We start from the raw sequence: 20162 nt of genomic DNA, 5'->3' as shown, positions 1-20162 counted from the left end.
CGGAAGGGTCTCGATGCGGCAACGCGACGGGACCACCGCCCCTTACCCCCGCGATGCCCCGCGATGCCCCAGTGTGTGATCCCTACGACACGATGTCCTTGCGGGCGAAGTTCCGGAACGCGAGCGCGAACAGCACCAGCGCGTAACTGACGGACACCGCCGCCCCCTTGAGCATGCCGCTCCACTCCAACTGCGGCTGCAGTGCGTCGATCCAGGCGAACTGCCAGTGCGCGGGCAGCACCTCGCGCCAGTCGCCCAGTGCCGTCACCGCGTCGAGCACGTTGCCGATGATCGTCAGACCGACGGCACCGCCGACCGCGCCCAGCGGGGCGTCCGTCTTGGTGGACAGCCAGAACGCCAGGCCCGCGGTGACCAGTTGGGAGACGAACACGAACGCCACGACGAGACCGATGCGGGCCAGAGTGTCGCCCGCCGCCAGTGAGCCGCCGGTGGGCAGCTTCAGCGGCCCCCAGCCGTAGGCGATGGTCCCCGAGATCAGCCCGACCAGCGGCAGCAGCAGCATCGCCGCCGCGCTGAAGCCGAGCGCCACGGCCAGCTTCGACCACAGCAGCCTGGTACGCGGCACGGGGGCGGCCAGCAGGTAGCGCAGCGAGGACCAGTTGGCCTCCGAGGCGACCGTGTCGCCGTGGAACAGCGCCACCGGCACCACCAGGAGAAAGCCTGCGGACACGAACAGACAGGTGGCCGCGAAGTTCGCGCCGGAGGCGGTGGCGGTGTCCATCAGGTTGATCCGGCCGCCCTCGCGGCCGCCCGGGGAGCCGCCGATCGCGAACGCCGCGATCAGGATGAGCGGCAGCGCGCCCAGCACCCCGGCCATCACCAGTGTCCGGCGGCGTTTCAACTGCCGTACCGCCTCGACCCGGAGCGGCAGGGTGTGCCGGGCCCGGTAGCCGGGGGCGGACTCGACGAGCGCGGCGCTCGACGTGCCGGTCTCCACGGGCGCGCTCATGCGGAACCTCCGATCAGGGTGAGGAACGCGTCCTCCAGGCGGCGGTGCGGGCCGACGCCCGTCAGGGGCACGTCCAGCCGCACGAGTTCGGCGATCAGTGCGGTGGCGGTGGCGCCGTCGAGCCGTACGAGGAGTCCCGCTTCCGTACGCTCCGCCGAGCCGATCCCGGGCACCGCCGCGATCTTCTCGACCACCGCTTCCGGCACGTCGTCGGCGGTGGTGACGAGCAGGGTGTCGCTCCCGCCGGTGATCTCGGCGACCGGCCCGGCCTGCACGAGGCGGCCCCGGTCCATGACCACCAGGTGGGTGCAGGACTGTTCGACCTCCGAGAGGAGGTGGCTGGAGACGATGACGGTCCGGCCGCCCGCGGCGTAACGGATCATCACGTCCCGCATCTCGCGGATCTGCGGCGGGTCGAGCCCGTTGGTCGGCTCGTCGAGGATCAGCAGATCCGGCATGCCGAGCATGGCCTGCGCGATGGCGAGCCGCTGCCGCATACCCTGCGAGTACGTGCGCACGGCGCGGGCCAGCGCGTCCCCGAGGCCCGCGATCTCCAGGGCCTCCTCGATGTGCGCGTCGGCCGCGGGGCGGCCGGTGGCCCGCCAGTACAGCTCCAGGTTGTCGCGCCCCGACAGGTGGGGCAGGAACCCCGCACCTTCGACGAACGCGCCGACCCGCGAGAGGACCGGCGCACCGGGCCTGATCGCGTGGCCGAAGACCCGGATCTCGCCCTCGTCGGGCCGGATGAGGCCCATCAGCATGCGCAGCGTCGTCGTCTTGCCGGCGCCGTTGGGGCCGAGGAGGCCGAGCACCTGGCCCTTCTCGACACGGAAGGACAGGTCCCGGACGGCGTACTCGTCGGCGGACCCGGCGTACCGCTTGGTCAGACCGGTGATCTCCAGCGGTACGTCGGCACGCTCCGGGTCGGGGGCCGGTGCGACCGTGCGGCGGTGAGCGGTCAGCAGCAGCGCCGCGGCCACCAGCGCGCCCCCGGCGGGCAGCCCCCAGACCCACCACGGGAGACCGGCCGCCTGGGTGCGTACGGCGGGCGCGGTGGGCACGGAGAGCGGACCCGCGAGGGAGGCGGTGTAGGTGGCGGGGGCGGCAGGGGACGCGTAGCCGAGGTCGGTCGCCGCCAGCACCAGACGCAGCCGGTGCCCGGCGTCGACCTCGTGGTCCACGGCCGGCAGGGTCAGCTCGACCTCCTTGCCGTCCTTGGCGTCCTCGACCAGCAGCGGGGCGACGAGCTGGGCGGGCAGCACCTGCTGCCGGCCGTCCGGGCCGACGTCGTAGACCTTGCCGAAAAGGACAGCGTCGCCGCCGTCGGAGGCCACCTTCACCCTGATCGTGGGAGAGCCGGTGATACGGGTGGAGGCGCCGAGTGGTTCGGACTCGAAGCTCGCGAACTGGCCGGGGAAGTCGAGCGACAGGCCGACTCCGAGCGAGGAGAGCGCGCCCGCACCGCCGCTGAGGCCCGGGACGGCCGAGATGGCGGGCGGCGTGCCGCCGGCGGGGTTGGAGAAGCTCTGCTCGCGGCCGGCGAGGGTGAACTGCCGGACGCCGTCGGTCAGACCGGGATACGCGGGGCCGGTCGCGCCGCGCAGCAGCGCCTGGCCGTCGGTGGAGTCGACGCCGCCGGTGCGGCTGACGCGGAAGGCGGGACCGGTGCCGGCGCTCTCGTCCTGCTTCAGATACCGGTCGAACCAGTCGCCGATACGGGCCTCGACCCGGCCGGTCTCGCGATCGCCGCCGTCGTGGCCGCCGGCGATCCAGTCGACGGCGACGGGCGCACCGTTGGCGCTGATCGCCTTCGCCATGGCGTCGGCGTGGGTGAGGGGGAAGAGCGAGTCGGACTGGCCCTGTACGACGAGCGCGGGCACCTTGATCCGCTCACCGACAGAGGAGGGGCTGCGGCTCTCCAGGAGCTTGCGCGCCTCTGCGTCGGGCTTCCCGGCGACGGCGACGCGCTCGTACATGACGCACAGTACGGGCTGGAAGCGGCCGCATCCCGCGGGGTTCGCCGGCGTGGGGGCGGCCTTCGCCGCGGGCTGCCGGTTGCCGGTCCCGGCAAGGTTCTGCGCGTCCGACCCGGCCGCACGGGCTTGGGCGTCGGGCGTGTCCTGCGCGGGTCCGGCCGTCGCGTCCCCGCCGCCCTGTCCGGCGGGGGCCTCGCCGCCGGGCGGCTCACCGGCGGGCGGTTCGGCGGGGACGTCGGGATCGGCGGGCGGGTGGCCGTCCGGGGCGGTGCCGCCCGGCGAGGCCGTCGAGCCGGTCGAGAAGAAGATGCCGGCCCAGAGCTTCTTGAAGACGTCGTCGGGGAAGAGCGCGTCGGCGAGGTTCCAGTAGGTGATCTGGGGCGCGATGGCATCGACCCGCCGGTCGTACGCGGCGCCCAGCAGCGAGATCGCGCCGCCGTAGGAGGAGCCGCTCATGCCGACCCGGGGATCGCCGTCCGCGTCGAGCCGCACTTCGGGGCGCGTCGCCAGCCAGTCGATGAGCCGGGAGACGTCCTTGACCTCGTGGTCGGGATCGTTCAGCCCGACCTGCCCGGTGGAGCGGCCGAAGCCGCGGGCCGACCAGGTGAGCACGGCGTAACCGTCGCGGGCCAACTGCTCGGCCTGCGCGCGGACGTCGTCCTTGCTGCCGCCGAAGCCGTGGCCGAGGAGGACGGCGGGGCGGCGGCCGTCGCCGCCGGCGGTGAAGTAGGACGTGTCGATCTTCGCCCCGGGCATGCTGTGCACCCGGTCCTCGCGGTGCACGGCGGGCGCGGTGTCGTCGGCGACGGCGGTCCACGTACCGGCGCCGACGAGGACGGCGAAGGCGGCGGCGGCGCCCGCGAGCCGGCGGCCCCGCGGCCGGGGGAGTCGGATCTGCATGGTGGAAACCCTATGCGCACGGCGGCCGGACGTCGGCTGCCGCCAGGCGGAGCCGGTACACCTCCCGGGGTAGTACGCGGCACGGCGCCGTACACCAGGTGCGGTATGCGCGGGATCCCGAGGCGGTGGCGGGGCGGTGACGGAGGCGGGTACGGAGGCGTGCCGAGCCGCTCCGAATGTTCCAGACATCTCGGACCGTGACGACGAGTACACAAGATCCACACCTGGTGAACCCCTCTCAGGAGGGGCACTTTTCCGGCCACTTACCCACCAGTCGCCCCCGTGTGGCGCAGGTCACATCACGCACATCTGGTTCTCGTATCCGCACGTCCTGGCACCATGCACGCCCACTACTTGCCCGTAACAACCGGTCAACGAAAGGTCAGGTGCACGAGATGAGAGCCACTGCCCGTCGCGCCGGGGCGCTGATATCAGCAGTCGCCGCCGCGACCGGTCTCCAGTTCGCCGTATCCCCCACCGCGCACAGCGCGTCCATCGGCGACCTTCGTCTCGCTCCCACTGCAACTGCCGTCCCGGGCAGCTGGATCGTCGTCCTCAAGGACGGCACGACCCGCGCCGCCGACCTCGGTGTCGCACCGAAGCACACCTATCGCAGCGTCCTCTCCGGCTTCTCCGCCACGATGTCGTCCGCCAAGGCGAAGGAACTCGCGGCCGACCCGCGGGTCGCCCACGTCGAGCAGAACTCCACGGTCCGGCTGAACGACACCCAGCCGAACGCGACGTGGGGCGTCGACCGCATCGACCAGCGCGACCTGCCGCTGTCGAAGACGTACACCTACGACACGCGGGCGTCGAACGTGCACGCCTACATCATCGACACCGGCATCCGCACCTCCCACAGCGAGTTCGGCGGACGTGCGAGCGTCGGCACGGACACGGTGGGCGGCGGACAGAACGGCCAGGACTGCCAGGGCCACGGCACCCATGTCGCGGGCACCGTCGGAGGCAGGACCTACGGCGTCGCCAAGAGCGTCAACCTCATCGCCGTACGGGTCCTCGACTGCGACGGCTCCGGCACGACCGCCGGTGTCATCGCGGGCGTCGACTGGGTCACCGCCAACGCCCGGAAGCCCGCCGTGGCCAACATGAGCCTCGGCGGCAGCGCGAGCGTGTCGCTGGACGACGCCGTGAAGAAGTCGATCGCCTCCGGCATCAGTTACTCCGTGGCGGCGGGCAACGGCCTCCCCGTCCTCGGCCTCCCCGCGAACGCGTGCACCTACTCCCCCGCCCGCGTCCCGGAGGCGATCACGGTCGGGGCGACGGACAGCACGGACCGCCGCGCCTCGTTCTCCAACTACGGCCGGTGCCTGGACCTGTTCGCACCGGGCGTGGACATCACCTCGGCCTGGAAGGACGACGACACCGCCACCAGCACCATCTCGGGCACCTCGATGGCGGCCCCGCACACCGCGGGCGTGGCCGCGCTCCACCTCTCGTCCCACCCGGCGGCGACCCCGGCACAGGTGCGGGACGCCATGGTGACGGGCGCGACCGGCGGCAAGGTGGTCAATCCGCTCTGGGGCTCCCCGAACAAGCTGCTGTACTCGCGGTTCTAGGGGCGCAGCCGGCCGCACCGTACCAGGGCGGTGCGCGACCCGCGGGTCACGCACCGCCCCGTACGTCGTGTGCTCAATGCGCTCGTGCGCCGTGTCGGGTCAGTGGTTCCGGGGGAAGCCCAGGTCCACACCGGCCGGGGCGTCCGCCGGGTCGGGCCAGCGGGTGGTGACGACCTTTCCGCGGGTGTAGAAGTGCACGCCGTCGTTGCCGTAGATGTGGTGGTCGCCGAAGAGCGAGTCCTTCCAGCCACCGAACGAGTGGTAGCCCACCGGCACCGGGATCGGCACGTTCACCCCGACCATGCCGGCCTCGACCTCCAGCTGGAAGCGGCGCGCCGCGCCGCCGTCCCGCGTGAAGATCGCCGTTCCGTTGCCGTACGGGGAGCCGTTGATCAGGGCCACACCGTCCTCGTACGTCTCCGCGCGCAGCACGCACAGCACCGGGCCGAAGATCTCGTCGCGGTAGGCGTCGGATTCGGTCGAGACCTTGTCCAGGAGGGAGAGGCCGATCCAGTGGCCGTCCTCGAAGCCTTCGACGGTGTGTCCGGTGCCGTCGAGGACGACCTCCGCGCCCTGCGCGGCGGCGCCCTTGACGTACGAGGCGACCTTGTCGCGGTGGGCGGCGGTGATCAGCGGACCCATCTCGGACGCGGGGTCGTTGCCGGGGCCGATCTTGATCTTCTCGGCGCGCTCGCGGATCCTGTCCACCAGCTCGTCGGCGATCGCACCGACCGCGACGACCGCGGAGATCGCCATGCACCGCTCGCCCGCCGAGCCGTACGCCGCGGAGACCGCCGCGTCGGCGGCCGCGTCGAGGTCGGCGTCCGGCAGCACCAGCATGTGGTTCTTCGCGCCGCCGAGAGCCTGGACCCGCTTGCCGTTGGCCGATGCCGTGGTGTGGATGTGGCGGGCGATCGGGGTGGAGCCGACGAACGAGACCGCGGCCACGTCCGGGTGCTCCAGCAGCGCGTCGACGGCGACCTTGTCGCCGTGGACGACGTTGAGCACGCCGTCGGGCAGACCGGCCTCGGTGGCCAGCTCGGCAAGGAGGTTGGCGGCGGACGGATCCTTCTCGCTCGGCTTGAGGACGAAGGTGTTTCCGCAGGCGACGGCCAGCGGGAACATCCACATCGGCACCATCGCCGGGAAGTTGAACGGGGTGATGCCGGCGACGACGCCCAGCGGCTGGCGGATCGCGGCGACGTCCACCCGGTGGGAGACCTGGGTCGACAGCTCCCCCTTGAGCTGGGTGGTGATGCCGCAGGCGAGCTCGACGATCTCGAGACCGCGGGCGACCTCACCGAGCGCGTCGGAGTGCACCTTGCCGTGCTCCGCGGTGATCAGGGCCGCGATGTCGTCGCGGTGCGCGTCCAGCAGGGCGCGGTAGCGGAAGAGGACCGCGGTGCGCTGCGCGAGCGACGCGGTGCCCCAGGTGGTGTACGCCTCGCGCGCCGCGGCCACGGCCGCGGCGACCTCCTCGGCGGAGGCGAGGGCGACCCGCGTGGTGACGGCTCCCGTCGCCGGGTCCGTGACCGGACCCCAGTTGCCCGACGCACCCTCGACGGTCCTGCCACCGATCCAGTGGTTGACGGTCTTCGTCATGACGAAATGCTCCTTCACAGATGGCGGCGTCGGGCTGCGGCCTGCCGGTCGTACTCCTCCCGGGCCTTGACCGCGGCCGGACGCGTCGCGGTCTCGGCCACCGGAACATCCCACCACGCCTGTGCTCCGGGCGGGCCCGACACAGTGTCTGCCGTTTCGGTCTCGACGTAGACACATGTGGGCACGTCGGCGGCGCGGGCCTCGGCCAGCGCTTCACGCAGGTCACGCACGGTGCGGGCGCGGATCACCCGCATGCCGAGGGAGGCGGCGTTGGCCGCGAGGTCGACGGGCAGCGGGGCGCCGGTGAAGGTGCCGTCGGCGGCCCGGTGGCGGTAGGCGGTGCCGTAGCGCTCGGAGCCCACCGACTCGGAGAGGCCGCCGATGGAGGCGTAGCCGTGGTTCTGCAGGATCACCATCTTGACCGGCACGCCCTCCTGGACGGCGGTGACGATCTCGGTGGGGTTCATGAGGTACGTGCCGTCCCCGACGAGCGCCCACACCGGGCGGCCGGGGGCGGCCATGGCGACGCCGATCGCGGCCGGGATCTCGTAGCCCATGCAGGAGTAGCCGTACTCGACGTGGTACTGGTCGGCGGACCGGGCGCGCCACAGTCTGTGCAGGTCGCCGGGGAGGGAGCCGGCGGCGTTGACGAGGATGTCGTCCCCCGTCACCAGGGAGTCCAGCGCGCCGAGGACCTGCGACTGGGTGGGCGGCAGGGCGGGGTCGGGGGCGGTGAAGGCCGCCGTCACCCGCTGCTCCCAGGCCGCCTTGGCCCGGCCGTACTCCGCCGCGTACGCGGCGTCGACGCGATGTCCCCCGACGGCCGCGGTCAGCTCCTTGAGCGCGGCGCGGGCGTCGGCGACGAGGGAGAGGCCCGACATCTTGTGGGCGTCGAAGCCGGTGACGTTGATGTTGACGAAGCGGACGTGTCCGTCCTGGAAGAGGGTCGAGGAGGCGGTCGTGAAGTCGGACCAGCGGGTGCCGACACCGATCACCAGGTCCGCGGTGCGTGCCAGGTCGTCGGCCGTGGCGGTGCCGGTGTGGCCGATGCCGCCGATGTCGCACGGGTGGTCGTACGGCAGTGATCCCTTGCCGGCCTGGGTGGAGGCGACCGGGACGCCGGTCGCCTCGGCGAAGGCCCGCAGCGCGTCCTCCGCCTCCGAGTGGTGGACGCCGCCGCCGGCGACGAGCAGCGGACGGCGGGCCTCGCGCAGCGCGGCTGCCGCCCGCGCCGTCGCCTCGGCGTCGGGGCGGGGCCGGGGGACACGCCAGACGCGCTCGGCGAAGAAGTCCTCCGGCCAGTCGTACGCCTCCGTCTGGACGTCCTGCGGCAGGGCGAGGGTGACCGCGCCGGTCATGGCCGGGTCGGTGAGGACGCGCATCGCCTGGAGCGCGGCCGGGACGAGGGCCTCGGGGCGGGTGATCCGGTCGAACCAGCGGGAGACGGGGCGCAGGCAGTCGTTCACCGACACATCGCCCGCGTACGGCACTTCGAGTTGCTGGAGGACGGGGTCGGCGGGCCGGGTGGCGAAGGTGTCGCCGGGGAGCAGCAGGACGGGCAGGTGGTTGATGGTGGCGAGGGCGGCGCCGGTGACCAGGTTGGTGGCGCCGGGGCCGATGGATGTGGTGACGGCGTGGGCGGCCAACCGCCGGGACTGGCGGGCGTGTCCGACGGCGGCGTGGACCATGGCCTGTTCGTTGCGGCCCTGGAGGTACGGCATCTCCTGGGCGGATTCCAGAAGTGCCTGCCCGACGCCCGCCACGTTGCCGTGGCCGAAGATGCCCCAGGTGGCGCCGATCAGCCGCCGGCGGCGGCCGTCGCGCTCGGTGTACTGGCGGGTGAGGAAGGCGACGAGTGCCTGGGCTGTGGTCAGCCGCCGGGTCGTCGGCGGCGGTGAGCCGGCCGGGCGTCGGGTGGTCACCGGTAACCCTCCGTGTGGTCGGGGTGGAAGCGGATCAGCCACTCGCGCTCGGCGCCGGGGCCCGCCATCACATTGAGGTAGTACATGGTGTGGCCCGGCTCGGCGATGGACGGGCCGTGCCAGCCGTCGGGCACGAGGACGGCGTCTCCGGTGCGGACCTCGGTGAGGAGATCGGCGCCGCCGGGCCGGGACGGGGAGACGCGCTGGTAGCCCAGGCCGCCGCCGTCGATCTCGAAGTAGTAGATCTCCTCCAGTTCGCTCTCCTCGCCGGGGCGGTGCTCGTCGTGTTTGTGCGGCGGGTAGGAGGACCAGTTGCCGCCGGGGGTGAGCACCTCGACGGCGATCAGGCGGTCGCAGGCGAAGGCACCGGCAGCGGCGAAGTTGTGGACCTCGCGGGCCTGACTGCCGCTGCCGCGGGCCTCGACGGGTACCTCCGGCGCGGGGCCGTAGCGAGCGGGGAGTCGGCGCTCGCACCTCGCTCCTGCCAGGGCGAAGCGGCCTCCCGCACCGGAGGCGATGCGGGCACGGGCGTCGCGCGGCACATAGGCGAAGTCGCTCACTCCGCCGAACACGCTGTCGCGCCCCTGCAGTTCAAAGGTCTCGTCCTGCGTCCGAACGGTGCAACCACCGGTGAGCGGCAGCACGATCCACTCGCTGTCACCCGCGGTCAGCAGGTGCGAGCCTCCCGGCTCGAGCTCGAGGACGCGTAGGGCGGAGTAGCCCCAGCCGGCCTGCTCGGGACTGATGCTCACGGCGTACGGCGCGCTCGCGGCGCTGCCCGCGGGAACGTGCAGACCCCGCGGCTCGTCGTTGTCTTCCATGCCTTGTCCGTACCCCCTAGAGCAGTCCGACGGCCGTGTCGACCGCGCCCGCCACGTCGTCGTCGACCGGATAGAGCAGTGAGCGGCCCACCACCAGGCCCTGGACCGTGGGCAGTCGCAGCGCGTCGCGCCATTTCTCGTACGCGCGGTCCTGGTCGTCCCCTATGTCGCCGCCGAGCAGGACCGCGGGCAGGGTGGACGTCTCCAGCACCGTCCGCATGTCGTCGGGGTCGTCGGTGACGGGCACCTTCAGCCAGGTGTAGGCGGAAGTGCCGGCCAGTCCGGAGGCGATGGCGATGGAGCGGGTGACGGCTTCGGCGCTGAGATCGTTGCGGAGCCGGCCGTCGGTCCGGTGACAGAGGAACGGCTCTATGAAGACGGGAAGCCGACGCTCGGCCATCTCGTCGACGGCGCGGGCCGCGGCGGCCAGCGTGTCGAGCGAGGCCGGATCGCCGTAGTCGATACGCAGGAGCAGCTTGCCCGCGTCGAAACCCAGCCGTTCGAGGTCGCGGGCGCGGTGGCCGGTGAAACGGTCGTCGAGTTCGAAGGCGGCCCCGGCGAGCCCTCCGCGGTTCATGGAACCCATCACGACCTTGTCGTCGAGGGCGCCGAGGAGCAGGAGGTCGTCGAGGATGTCGGCGGTGGCGAGGACACCGTCGACGCCGGGGCGGGACAGCGCGAGGCAGAGCCGTTCCAGCAGGTCGAGGCGGTTGGCCATGGCGAAGCGGCGGTCGCCGACGTCGAGGGCTCCGCGGGCGGGATGGTCGGCGGCGACGACCATCAGCCGTCCGCTGTCCCCGACCAGCCGGGGGCGCCGCCGGCGGCGTACGGCTGCCTCCGCGACCGCCTCCGGGTGGCGGGCGCGGATCCCGACGAGCTCGGAGACGTCGACCCGGCTCACGACGACTCCCCCCGGGCCGCCAGGTCCTCGGCGGAGTCGGGGGCGGCGCGGCCAGGGGCGGCCGGGCCGGTGGCTGCGGGGTCCTGGGCCGGCGCAGCGGAGTCGGGGGCGGGTCGGCCAGGCGCGGCCGGGCCGGGAGCAGGCACGGCCGGGTCCGGGCCCCGGTTCCGGTCCGGGGGCGCGCTCGGGTCCGGTGGGGGCGGGCCGCCCGCGAGGACGGTCTCCACCTCCTCCGCGTACGGCATCGCCGTAGAGCACGCCAGCCGCGACGCCACGATCGCCCCCGCAGCGTTGGCGTACCGCATCGTCAGCTCCAACTCCCGCCCCGCCAGCAGGCCGTCGCACAGCGCGCCACCGAACGCGTCCCCCGCGCCCAGGCCGTTGACGACGTCGACCGGCACCGGCGGTACCACCGTCTCGGTGCCGTCCCGGTGCACGGCGAGCACACCCTTGGGGCCCTGCTTGACGACCGCGAGCTCGGCCCCGGCCGCCAGCAGGGCGCGGGCGGCGGCGTACGGCTCGCGCTCACCCGTGGCGATCTCGCACTCCTCGACGTTGCCCACCGCGACGGTGGCGTGGGTCAGGGCCTGGGCGTAGTAGGCGCTCGCCTCGCGCGGGTCGGGCCAGAACATCGGCCGCCAGTCGAGGTCGAACACGGTGGTTCCCGACCGGGCCCGGTGAGCCAGCGCCGCGAGCGTCGCCGACCGGCTCGGCTCCGCGCACAGTCCCGTACCGGTCACCCAGAAGACCCGTGCGTCGCGGATGCGCTCCAGGTCCAACTCGTCTTCGCGGATCTCGAGATCGGGCGCCTTCGGCAGACGGTAGAAGTAGAGGGGGAAGTCGTCCGGCGGGAAGATCTCGCAGAAGGTGACCGGCGTCGGGTACGCGTCCACGGCGGTGACCCAGCGGTCGTCGACGCCGAACTCACCGAGCGCCTGGTGGAGATAGTCGCCGAAGGCGTCGCGCCCCGTCCTGGTGATCACCGCGGTCCGCCGGCCGAGCCTGGCCGCGGCGACGGCGACGTTCGCCGCGGAGCCGCCCAGGAACTTCCCGAACGTATCGACCTGCGCCAACGGGACCCCGGTACGCAGGGGATAGAGGTCGACCCCGATCCGGCCCATCGTGATCACGTCATACGGCTGAGGCATGCGCGTCCCTTCGATTCGAACCCGCCGGTGCCGGCTGAGACCAGGTCTAGCGGTCTCCGGCGAACCCTGTCAACATTTTGTCCTTACATTCGGACCAAGGCTTGACACCTTTCTCCGGCGGCCGGAAAGTGGCCGGCATGACCTCATCCGTACCCGCCCTGAACCGCATCCGGGTCGGCTCGGCCCCCGACTCGTGGGGGGTGTGGTTCCCCGACGATCCCCATCAGGTCCCCTGGCAGCGTTTCCTCGACGAGGTCGCACACGCCGGTTACGAGTGGATCGAGCTCGGCCCTTACGGCTATCTGCCAACCGATCCGGCCCGCTTGACGGAGGAGACCTCGCGGCGCGGCCTCAAGGTGTCGGCGGGGACCGTCTTCACCGGCCTGCACCACGGTCCCGCGGTGTGGGACGAGACGTGGGCGCATGTCTCCGACATCGCGGCACTGACCCGGGCGATGGGCGCGTCGCATCTGGTCGTGATCCCCTCCTTCTGGCGTGACGACAAGACGGGCCGGGTGATCGAGGACCGCACCCTCACCCCGGAGCAGTGGCGCGATCTGACGGAGCAGACGGAACGGCTCGGTCACGAGGTGCGCGAGCGCTACGGGCTTCGGATCGTCGTCCACCCGCACGCCGACACCCATATCGACACCGAGGAGAACGTCACCCGCTTCCTCGACGCCACGGATCCCGACCGCGTCTCGCTCTGCCTGGACACCGGGCACTACGCCTACTGCGGCGGTGACAGCGTCAAGCTCATCGAGACCTACGGGGAGCGGCTCGGCTACCTCCATCTCAAGCAGGTCGACCCCGAGGTCCTCGCGCACGTCGTGGCCGACGAGGTGCCCTTCGGACCCGCGGTGGGCCGTGGCGTGATGTGCGAGCCGCCGACCGGGGTTCCCGCGCTCGAACCCGTACTGACCGCGGCCCGGTCGCTGGGCGTCGATCTCTTCGCCATCGTCGAACAGGACATGTATCCGTGTCCGCCGGACAAACCCCTCCCCATCGCCGAACGCACACGCGGTTTTCTACGGTCCTGCGGCATCTGACACGCCACATCATGTCTGTCACTGTTGTCACCCACACATCACACATGTCTCCATTACGCGGGCCTTCCGTCACAGACGTTCAACAGGCGCCCTCCTCCGAGCACTCCATGTCGTTCAACGGGCAAAGGCTCAGTGATCGCCAGCGTCCGCGCGGCAGCTCCCCCGACGGCATACCGACCGCCTCTGCTGCGCGCGCAGGGAGGTGCCGCACATGACGGACAGAAGGCTCTGGTCCTACAAGGACATCGCCGCGCACATCAAGGTGCAGCCGGATACCGTCCGCTCCTATCGCAAGCATGGTCTCCTGCCGTCCCCGGACCATGTGGAGTCCGGCAAGCCGTACTGGTACGCCGACACGATCCGCGCATGGGTCGCCAACCGGCCGGGGAACAGAGGCCGCAGAGAGTGAGACACGGCGCGCCGTGAGCACGGCGGTTCCCGCACCCGAGGACGGTGCCGGGGCCGCCCGCACGCCATGGGGAAAGCGCCGCCGGCCCCTCACGGCGAGGCATATCCGTGTTCATACCCCCTAGGGGTATACTGGAGCTGCGGCAGAAGACCGCGGTCGCCGGCAGCCCCCGGCGCACCGCGTCCCGACCCCCGTACGCGTCGCCGATGCGCGCGTCGAAGCCCTGAAGAGGAGAGCGACATGACCGCAGAGACGAAGACCGGCATCGAGGTCCAGGACACGGGTGCGGCGGGTTCCTGCTGCTCGCCCACCGGCGCCTGCCACGACACCGCCGCGGCCCCGCAGGACGGCGTGACCACCGTCTACCAGGTCACCGGCATGACCTGCGGCCACTGCGAGGGGGCCGTCAGTAGCGAGATCTCCGAGATCGCCGGCGTCACGTCCGTGACCGCCGTCGCCGCCACCGGCCGGGTGACCGTGGTGTCCGACGCGCCGCTGGACGACGACGCGGTGCGCGCAGCCGTCGACGAGGCCGGCTACGAGCTCGCGGGCAAGGACTGAGCAGGCGCCGGGCGCCGGCGCCCGGACCGAGCACGGGCCGGGCCCGCACCCGACCGGACGGAATACCGGTCAGGTGCGGCCCGGCCGCGTGGAGTCCCGAGCCGGGAACATCCGCGGAGTCCCGAGCCGGGAACATCCGGGGCAGGGCTCGCCATCGGCGGGGCGGCCTGCGCCTCCCGCACGGCTCGCGCCGAGAAGAGGCCGAACCTGGAGGGCGCTCGCACGGGGTGATCCGCGTCTCGCAGCCGTCGCCATCCGTCTCGCAAGACGGACTCCGGCCACGATCAAAGGCAATTTTTACCGGGCCTTTGGCTACAGCGCCGCCGCACCGCCCCAGCCGGCATCCGGCCTGCTCAACCCCATGATCGGCGATTTTTCCATGGCCTTTTCGTCCGCGTTTGCGATGCCCGGCGGCCTGCACCCGCGCTCCTTCTCGTGACTACGAACAGGTCACAGGACCTTCACAACGAGACCTAGATCACAGATATTTGGGGGTAACCCTTCAGACTCGATGAGAGTCTGAAGGGGCGATGCCGAGAACGTCTTGGGGGACGTTCATGGGATGTCTTGGGGGACGTCCCAGGCAAGCGTTGGCCGGGGCACGTGCACCGGGGAGCTTTGAGCGGCCCTCCCGTACGTACCCCGGCATACCGCGTGAGGTTCTGCGGTCCACAGACGCCCGGCCGGATCCCGTGGGGGGAATCCGCTGTCGGGAAAATGGGAAGCGCCCCGCCTGCCGACCCGTGGGGGGATCGGCAGCGGGGCGCTTTCCGCTGTTCTGGCTTCCGGGCCTCCGGGGCCGCACCGGCCCCGGAACAGCCGGGACCGGGCTCAGTGGCCCGGCTCGGAACGTGTGCGGCTCAGCGGGCCTCCACCGGGACGAAGTCGCGCAGGACCTCGCCGGTGTAGATCTGACGGGGGCGGCCGATGCGGGACCCCGGCTCCTTGATCATCTCGTGCCACTGGGCGATCCAGCCGGGCAGCCGGCCGAGCGCGAACAGCACGGTGAACATCTCGGTCGGGAAGCCCATCGCGCGGTAGATCAGACCCGTGTAGAAGTCCACGTTCGGGTAGAGGTTGCGCGAGACGAAGTAGTCGTCGGAGAGCGCGTGCTCCTCGAGCTTCAGCGCGATGTCGAGCAGCTCGTCGGACTTGCCGAGCGCCGAGAGGACGTCGTGCGCCGCAGCCTTGATGATCTTCGCCCGCGGGTCGAAGCTCTTGTAGACCCGGTGGCCGAAGCCCATCAGCCGGACGCCGTCCTCCTTGTTCTTCACCTTGCGGATGAAGGAGTCGACATCTCCGCCGTTGGCCTGGATACCCTCGAGCATCTCCAGCACCGACTGGTTGGCGCCACCGTGCAGCGGACCCCACAGGGCGCTGATACCGGCGGAGATCGAAGCGAACATGTTCGCCTGCGACGAGCCGACCAGGCGCACCGTGGAGGTGGAGCAGTTCTGCTCGTGGTCCGCGTGCAGAATCAGCAGCTTGTCGAGCGCGGAGACCACGACCGGGTCGAGCTCGTACTCCTGCGCCGGGACCGAGAAGGTCATGCGCAGGAAGTTCTCGACGTACCCCAGGTCGTTGCGCGGGTAGACGAAGGGGTGGCCGATCGACTTCTTGTACGCGTACGCCGCGATCGTCGGCAGCTTGGCGAGCAGCCGGATCGTCGACAGATGGCGCTGCTTCTCGTCGAACGGGTTGTGGCTGTCCTGGTAGAACGTCGACAGCGCGCTGACCACGGAGGACAGCATGGCCATCGGGTGGGCGTCGCGCGGGAAGCCCTGGAAGAAGCGCTTGACGTCCTCGTGCAGCAGCGTGTGCTGCGTGATCTCACCCTTGAACGACGCCAGCTCGTCGACGGTCGGCAGCTCGCCGTTGATCAGCAGCGACGCCACCTCGAGGAAGGTGGAGCGCTCGGCCAGCTGCTCGATCGGGTAACCGCGGTAGCGCAGAATGCCCTGCTCGCCGTCGAGGTAGGTGATGGCGGATTTATAGGCGGCGGTGTTGCCGTATCCGCTGTCCAGGGTGACCAGACCGGTCTGGGCTCGGAGCTTCCCGATGTCGAAGCCCTTGTCGCCGACGGTGCTCTCGACCACCGGGTAGGTGTATTCACCGTCCGCGTGCCGCAGTACTACAGAGTTGTCGCTCACGTCATCCCTCACCGACGTAGTGCCTCTTCTTCGAGGTGCCCTGACTGTCTCTACCATCCCCCATTTGGCTCAGGAGAGTGCACTCGGGGTCGACCATTGGGCCTATCGGCGGCACTCAGTGCCGCCAACCTGCTCATCTTGCCCCCTTCGCCCCGGTTCCGGAAGCCGGGGTGGGGTCGAGGTGGTGTTTCCCACCCCCGAGGGTGCCCCAACCGTCACCTTGCCCGGCGGCACCGGCCGTCGCGGACCGGACGGCGAGCCGATGCGCGAGGGCGGTGCACCGCCTGCCCGCGGAAACGGTCCGGACCGCCTGACCTATCGCCTTGCGCGACCCGACGAGGACCACGAGCCGCTTCGCCCGCGTGACGGCCGTGTAGAGCAGATTCCGCTGAAGCATCATCCAGGCTCCGGTGGTGACCGGGATCACCACCGCCGGATACTCGCTGCCCTGCGAGCGGTGGATCGTCACCGCGTACGCGTGCGCCAGCTCGTCCAACTCGTCGAAGTCGTACGCGATCTCCTCGTCCTCGTCCGTCAGGACGGTGAGCCGCTGGTCGTCCGTGTTCAGCGAGGTGACGACGCCCACCGTGCCGTTGAAGACTCCGTTGAGGCCCTTGTCGTAGTTGTTGCGGATCTGGGTGACCTTGTCACCGACGCGGAAGACGCGGCCGCCGAACCGCTTCTCCGGGAGCTCCGGGCGGGCCGGCGTGATCGCCTGCTGGAGCAGCCCGTTGAGCGTCCCGGCCCCGGCCGGCCCGCGGTGCATGGGCGCCAGTACCTGCACGTCACGGCGCGGGTCGAGACCGAACTTCGCGGGGATGCGGCGCGCCGCCACATCGACCGTCAACCGGCCCGCGTCCTCCGTCTCCTCCTCCACGAAGAGGAAGAAGTCCTCCAGCCCCGTGGTGACGGGCTGCAGTCCCGAATTGATCCGATGCGCGTTGGTGACGACACCGGACTGCTGGGCCTGCCGGAAGATCCGCGTGAGACGCACATTCGGCACGGGGCCGTCGTCGGCGAGCAGGTCCCGCAGCACCTCGCCGGCCCCCACGCTCGGGAGCTGGTCGACGTCCCCGACCATCAGCAGGTGTGCGCCCGGTGCCACGGCCTTGACCAGCTTGTTCGCCAGCAGCAGATCCAGCATCGATGCCTCGTCGACGACGACCAGATCCGCGTCGAGCGGCCGGTCCCTGTCGTACGCCGCGTCGCCGCCGGGCCTCAGCTCCAGCAGCCGGTGCACGGTCGACGCCTCCGCCCCCGTCAGCTCGGCGAGGCGCTTGGCGGCGCGCCCGGTGGGAGCGGCGAGCACCACCTTGGCCTTCTTGGCCCGCGCCAGCTCCACGACGGAACGGACGGTGAACGACTTGCCGCAGCCGGGCCCGCCGGTCAGGACGGCGACCTTGCTGGTGAGCGCCAGCTTCACCGCCGCCTGCTGCTCGGGCGCCAGCTCGGCCCCCGTCCGCTCCGCGAGCCAGGACAGCGCCTTGTCCCAGGCCACGTCCTGGAAGGCCGCCATCCGGTCGTCCTGCGCCGTCAGCAGCCGCCGCACCTGTCCGGCGAGGGACAGCTCCGCACGGTGGAAGGGGACCAGATACACGGCCGTCACCGGCTCGCCCCCGTCCGGCCCGGGGACCCGCTCCCTCACGACGCCCTCGTCGTCGGCCGCGAGCTCGGCGAGGCAGTCGATGACAAGGCCGGTGTCGACGGCGAGCAGCTTCACCGCGTCCGAGATCAGCCGTTCTTCAGGCAGGAAGCAGTGCCCCTGGTCGGTGGACTGGGACAGGGCGTACTGCAACCCGGCCTTGACCCGCTCCGGGCTGTCGTGGGGTATGCCGACCGCCTGGGCGATCCGGTCGGCGGTCAGGAAGCCGATGCCCCACACGTCGGCCGCGAGGCGGTACGGCTGGTTCTTCACGACGGAGATCGAGGCGTCCTCGTACTTCTTGTAGATCCGCACCGCGATGGACGTCGACACGCCCACGCCCTGGAGGAAGACCATGACCTCCTTGATGGCCTTCTGCTCCTCCCATGCCGCGCCGATCATTCCGGTCCGCTTCGGCCCCAGTCCGGGCACCTCGATGAGCCTCTTCGGTTCCTGCTCGATGACGTCGAGGGTGTCGGTGCCGAAGTGGTCGACGATCCGTTCGGCGATCTTCGGCCCGATGCCCTTGATCAGACCGGAGCCGAGATAGCGGCGTATGCCCTGGATCGTGGCCGGCAGGACCGTCGTGTAGTTCTCCACGGTGAACTGCTTGCCGTACTGCGGGTGGGAGCCCCAACGGCCCTCCATCCGCAGCGACTCGCCGACCTGCGCACCGAGCAGCGAGCCGACGACGGTGAGCAGGTCGCCGCCGCGCCCGGTGTCGACGCGCGCGACCGTGTAGCCGTTGTCCTCGTTGGCATACGTGATGCGCTCGAGGACGCCCTCGAGTACGGCGGGTTGGAAGACGGCCGGATTGGACATGACCCGACGTTATCGCCACAGGCCGACATCGCGGCCTGCCTGTGGACAACCAGGCCGGTGTGGACAACCAGGCCCGGGGAAGCCACGGGTCGCAGGGAAGCCGAGGGTCCTGGAGAAGCCACGGGTCGCAGGGAAGCCAAGGGCCCTGGAGAAGCCAAGGGGGCCCGGTCGAAGACCGGGCCCCGCACGCTCCCCCACCGTCAGGCTCGGCGCCTCCCCCCGGATACGCACCCCCGTGAACCTGACGACACATACGACTCCGGTCACGCAGAGATGGTTGCACGATCGCTGGGAGTAGTTTTCGCCATGTTTCCCGACCAGTTCCGGCCACTGGCGGCGCGTCCGGGGCCACCCCGATAGTCCGGTGCCACCCCGGCAATCCGGTGCCGCCCCGGCAGTCCGGGGCCCCTGCCCGATTCGATGCCCGCATGTCCTGCCCGGGGCCGCTGCTCGTGGCCCCTGCCCGGCGGGGTACACCTGCCGGGTCGGCGTCACCGCCCGAAGCCGCCCATGCCCTCGAAGTGCTGCTCCACCAGCACGGAGCCGTCACCCGCGTACGCCGTCACGGTCCAGCCCCCGACGTCATGGCCCGCGTCGCCGAAGGCGTAGTACGCACCCCAGTCCCCGGCGCCCGGCAGACGCAGGGCGGCCGCCGCGAGCCGCTCGCCCGAGTCGAGGCGGACCTCGACCCGGGCGGGGACCGTGTCCGAGCGAAACGCGCCGCAAAGGAGAGGGGGCCCGTCTCCGCTGCTCAGCCCTGAACTGAGACTGTTGGGCCGGATGCTGTCGCCCACGTACTGCCGTGACTGCTCCACGGACGCGCCGATGTCCCCCGTCCCCACGACGAAGTTCTGCCTGCCTTCGGGCAGCAGCGCCATGCTGAACCCGTGTCCGATCGGCACGGGTTCGTACGGCCTCACGACGCGGACCTCCGGCAGCGGGGCCGGGGCGGGCGGCGCCGTGTCCGGGGCTGCTGAGGCGGGGGGCGCCGGGTCCTGAGCCGAAGAGGGACCACCGAGGGTGCCGAGGGTCAGCAATGCGGCCACCGCCGTGGCCGTTCCCGCCAGCGCGGCCGTGCGCCGGCGGCGTGCCGTACGCCCGCGGCGCAGCACGGCCTCGACCGGCGCGAAGCCGTGCGGCACCGTGTCCGCCTCGCGGCGCAGCGCGTCCCGCAATCGCATGTCGTCCTCGTTCACGGCTGCCGCTCCCCCATCGCACTGACCGGTACCAGGCCCGGCTGTTCCCGCAGTTTCCTCAGCGCCCGCGCCGTATGGCTGCGTACCGTTCCGACGCCCGTTCCCAGCAGCCGCGCCACCTCACTCTCGCTGCGGTCCTCCAGATAGCGGAGCACGACCACCGCGCGCTGCTTCGCCGGCAACCGGGCGAGCGCCTCGAGAACGGCGCTGCGTTCGGCGACGGAGTCGGCGCGGTCCGGCCCCGCCGACTCCGGAAACCGGGTGGTCAGCCACTCGCGCAGGCGGATGCGCCGCAGCCGGTCCACATTGGCGTTGATCATGATGCGCCACACATAGGAGTCGGGATCGTCGGCGCCCTGTATCCGCTCCCATTTCACGTAAGCCTTGGCGAGGGCGGCCTGCACCAGGTCCTCCGCGTCGTGGTGATGCCCGGTCAGGAGATGGGCGGTCCGCAGCATGCGCGGCCAGCGGCTGACCACGAACGCCCGGAAGTCCGCCTCCGTGCTGCTCTTCAAT

General features: G+C 71.4%; 15 protein-coding genes. 4 read left to right on the top strand and 11 right to left on the bottom strand.

Annotated features, from left to right (window positions below):
• Positions 1 to 82 precede the first annotated feature (82 nt).
• Complete coding sequence (locus AB0903_RS29055) at positions 83 to 970, bottom strand: ABC transporter permease (protein ID WP_366707694.1); 888 nt, start codon at positions 968 to 970, stop codon at positions 83 to 85.
• Positions 967 to 3846, bottom strand: a complete 2880-nt coding sequence (locus tag AB0903_RS29050; protein ID WP_366707693.1) for an alpha/beta fold hydrolase — start codon at positions 3844 to 3846, stop codon at positions 967 to 969. The genes AB0903_RS29055 and AB0903_RS29050 overlap by 4 nt, the downstream gene beginning before the upstream one ends.
• Before the next feature lie 386 nt (positions 3847 to 4232).
• Between AB0903_RS29050 and AB0903_RS29045 the strand changes: the two genes are divergently transcribed.
• A complete protein-coding gene (locus AB0903_RS29045; protein ID WP_366707692.1) occupies positions 4233 to 5423 on the top strand; it encodes a S8 family peptidase in 1191 nt (396 codons plus the stop codon).
• Positions 5424 to 5522: 99 nt separating this feature from the next.
• Here AB0903_RS29045 and mmsA read toward each other — a convergent pair whose 3' ends face one another.
• Genes mmsA through iolC form a run of 5 tightly spaced genes read right to left on the bottom strand, consistent with a single transcriptional unit; the run spans position 5523 to position 11817 of the window.
• Complete coding sequence (gene mmsA / locus AB0903_RS29040) at positions 5523 to 7025, bottom strand: CoA-acylating methylmalonate-semialdehyde dehydrogenase (RefSeq protein WP_366707691.1); 1503 nt, start codon at positions 7023 to 7025, stop codon at positions 5523 to 5525.
• A 14-nt stretch (positions 7026 to 7039) separates the two neighbouring features.
• Positions 7040 to 8947, bottom strand: coding sequence for a 3D-(3,5/4)-trihydroxycyclohexane-1,2-dione acylhydrolase (decyclizing) (gene iolD / locus AB0903_RS29035; protein ID WP_366707690.1), 1908 nt, complete (start codon positions 8945 to 8947; stop codon positions 7040 to 7042).
• Positions 8944 to 9768 carry a 5-deoxy-glucuronate isomerase gene (iolB, locus tag AB0903_RS29030; RefSeq protein ID WP_366707689.1) on the bottom strand — a complete coding sequence of 275 codons (825 nt, stop codon included), beginning with the start codon at positions 9766 to 9768 and terminating at the stop codon, positions 8944 to 8946. The genes iolD and iolB overlap by 4 nt, the downstream gene beginning before the upstream one ends.
• A gap of 16 nt (positions 9769 to 9784) precedes the next feature.
• Positions 9785 to 10669, bottom strand: a complete 885-nt coding sequence (locus AB0903_RS29025; RefSeq protein ID WP_366707688.1) for a deoxyribose-phosphate aldolase — start codon at positions 10667 to 10669, stop codon at positions 9785 to 9787.
• Complete coding sequence (iolC, locus tag AB0903_RS29020) at positions 10666 to 11817, bottom strand: 5-dehydro-2-deoxygluconokinase (RefSeq protein ID WP_366707687.1); 1152 nt, start codon at positions 11815 to 11817, stop codon at positions 10666 to 10668. Before iolC ends, AB0903_RS29025 begins: the two co-directional genes overlap by 4 nt.
• Positions 11818 to 11954: 137 nt before the next feature.
• On the opposite strand from iolC, the gene AB0903_RS29015 reads away from it, so the two are divergent.
• The 3 genes from AB0903_RS29015 to AB0903_RS29005 all read left to right on the top strand — a co-directional run bounded on the left by AB0903_RS29015 (position 11955) and on the right by AB0903_RS29005 (position 13836).
• On the top strand, positions 11955 to 12866 hold the full coding sequence (locus AB0903_RS29015; protein ID WP_366707686.1) for a sugar phosphate isomerase/epimerase: 912 nt from the start codon (positions 11955 to 11957) through the stop codon (positions 12864 to 12866).
• Between the two features lie 211 nt (positions 12867 to 13077).
• On the top strand, positions 13078 to 13275 hold the full coding sequence (locus AB0903_RS29010) for a MarR family transcriptional regulator (RefSeq protein ID WP_366707685.1): 198 nt from the start codon (positions 13078 to 13080) through the stop codon (positions 13273 to 13275).
• 240 nt (positions 13276 to 13515) lie between these two features.
• Positions 13516 to 13836, top strand: a complete 321-nt coding sequence (locus AB0903_RS29005) for a heavy-metal-associated domain-containing protein (protein WP_366707684.1) — start codon at positions 13516 to 13518, stop codon at positions 13834 to 13836.
• Between the two features lie 860 nt (positions 13837 to 14696).
• On the opposite strand, the gene AB0903_RS29000 is transcribed toward AB0903_RS29005, so the two are convergent.
• From AB0903_RS29000 to AB0903_RS28985, 4 genes are all read right to left on the bottom strand, one after another.
• Positions 14697 to 15986, bottom strand: a complete 1290-nt coding sequence (locus tag AB0903_RS29000) for a citrate synthase (RefSeq protein WP_366707683.1) — start codon at positions 15984 to 15986, stop codon at positions 14697 to 14699.
• Between the two features lie 133 nt (positions 15987 to 16119).
• Complete coding sequence (locus AB0903_RS28995) at positions 16120 to 18450, bottom strand: ATP-dependent RecD-like DNA helicase (RefSeq protein WP_366707682.1); 2331 nt, start codon at positions 18448 to 18450, stop codon at positions 16120 to 16122.
• Positions 18451 to 18941: 491 nt separating this feature from the next.
• On the bottom strand, positions 18942 to 19646 hold the full coding sequence (locus AB0903_RS28990; RefSeq protein ID WP_366707681.1) for a hypothetical protein: 705 nt from the start codon (positions 19644 to 19646) through the stop codon (positions 18942 to 18944).
• The gene (locus tag AB0903_RS28985; protein ID WP_366707680.1) at positions 19643 to 20161 is read right to left on the bottom strand and encodes a SigE family RNA polymerase sigma factor; all 519 of its coding nucleotides are present in this window, start codon (positions 20159 to 20161) and stop codon (positions 19643 to 19645) included. The genes AB0903_RS28990 and AB0903_RS28985 overlap by 4 nt, the downstream gene beginning before the upstream one ends.
• Position 20162: the final 1 nt, after the last annotated feature.

The organism is Streptomyces sp. NPDC048389, assembly GCF_040706335.1.
Classification (GTDB): Bacteria; Actinomycetota; Actinomycetes; order Streptomycetales; family Streptomycetaceae; genus Streptomyces.
The sequence above is the reverse complement of the archived record's forward strand: the minus strand, read 5'-3'. Positions and strand labels throughout refer to the sequence as shown.

Excerpts from the sequence above, each read along its gene's own strand:
- AB0903_RS29055 (WP_366707694.1), bottom strand. The coding sequence starts at position 970 with ATGAGCGCGCCCGTGGAGACCGGCACGTCGAGCGCCGCGCTCGTCGAG.
- AB0903_RS29050 (WP_366707693.1), bottom strand. The coding sequence starts at position 3,846 with ATGCAGATCCGACTCCCCCGGCCGCGGGGCCGCCGGCTCGCGGGCGCC.
- mmsA (WP_366707691.1), bottom strand. The coding sequence starts at position 7,025 with ATGACGAAGACCGTCAACCACTGGATCGGTGGCAGGACCGTCGAGGGT.
- iolB (WP_366707689.1), bottom strand. The coding sequence starts at position 9,768 with ATGGAAGACAACGACGAGCCGCGGGGTCTGCACGTTCCCGCGGGCAGC.
- iolC (WP_366707687.1), bottom strand. The coding sequence starts at position 11,817 with ATGCCTCAGCCGTATGACGTGATCACGATGGGCCGGATCGGGGTCGAC.
- AB0903_RS29015 (WP_366707686.1), top strand. The coding sequence starts at position 11,955 with ATGACCTCATCCGTACCCGCCCTGAACCGCATCCGGGTCGGCTCGGCC.
- AB0903_RS29010 (WP_366707685.1), top strand. The coding sequence starts at position 13,078 with ATGACGGACAGAAGGCTCTGGTCCTACAAGGACATCGCCGCGCACATC.
- AB0903_RS29005 (WP_366707684.1), top strand. The coding sequence starts at position 13,516 with ATGACCGCAGAGACGAAGACCGGCATCGAGGTCCAGGACACGGGTGCG.
- AB0903_RS28995 (WP_366707682.1), bottom strand. The coding sequence starts at position 18,450 with ATGTCCAATCCGGCCGTCTTCCAACCCGCCGTACTCGAGGGCGTCCTC.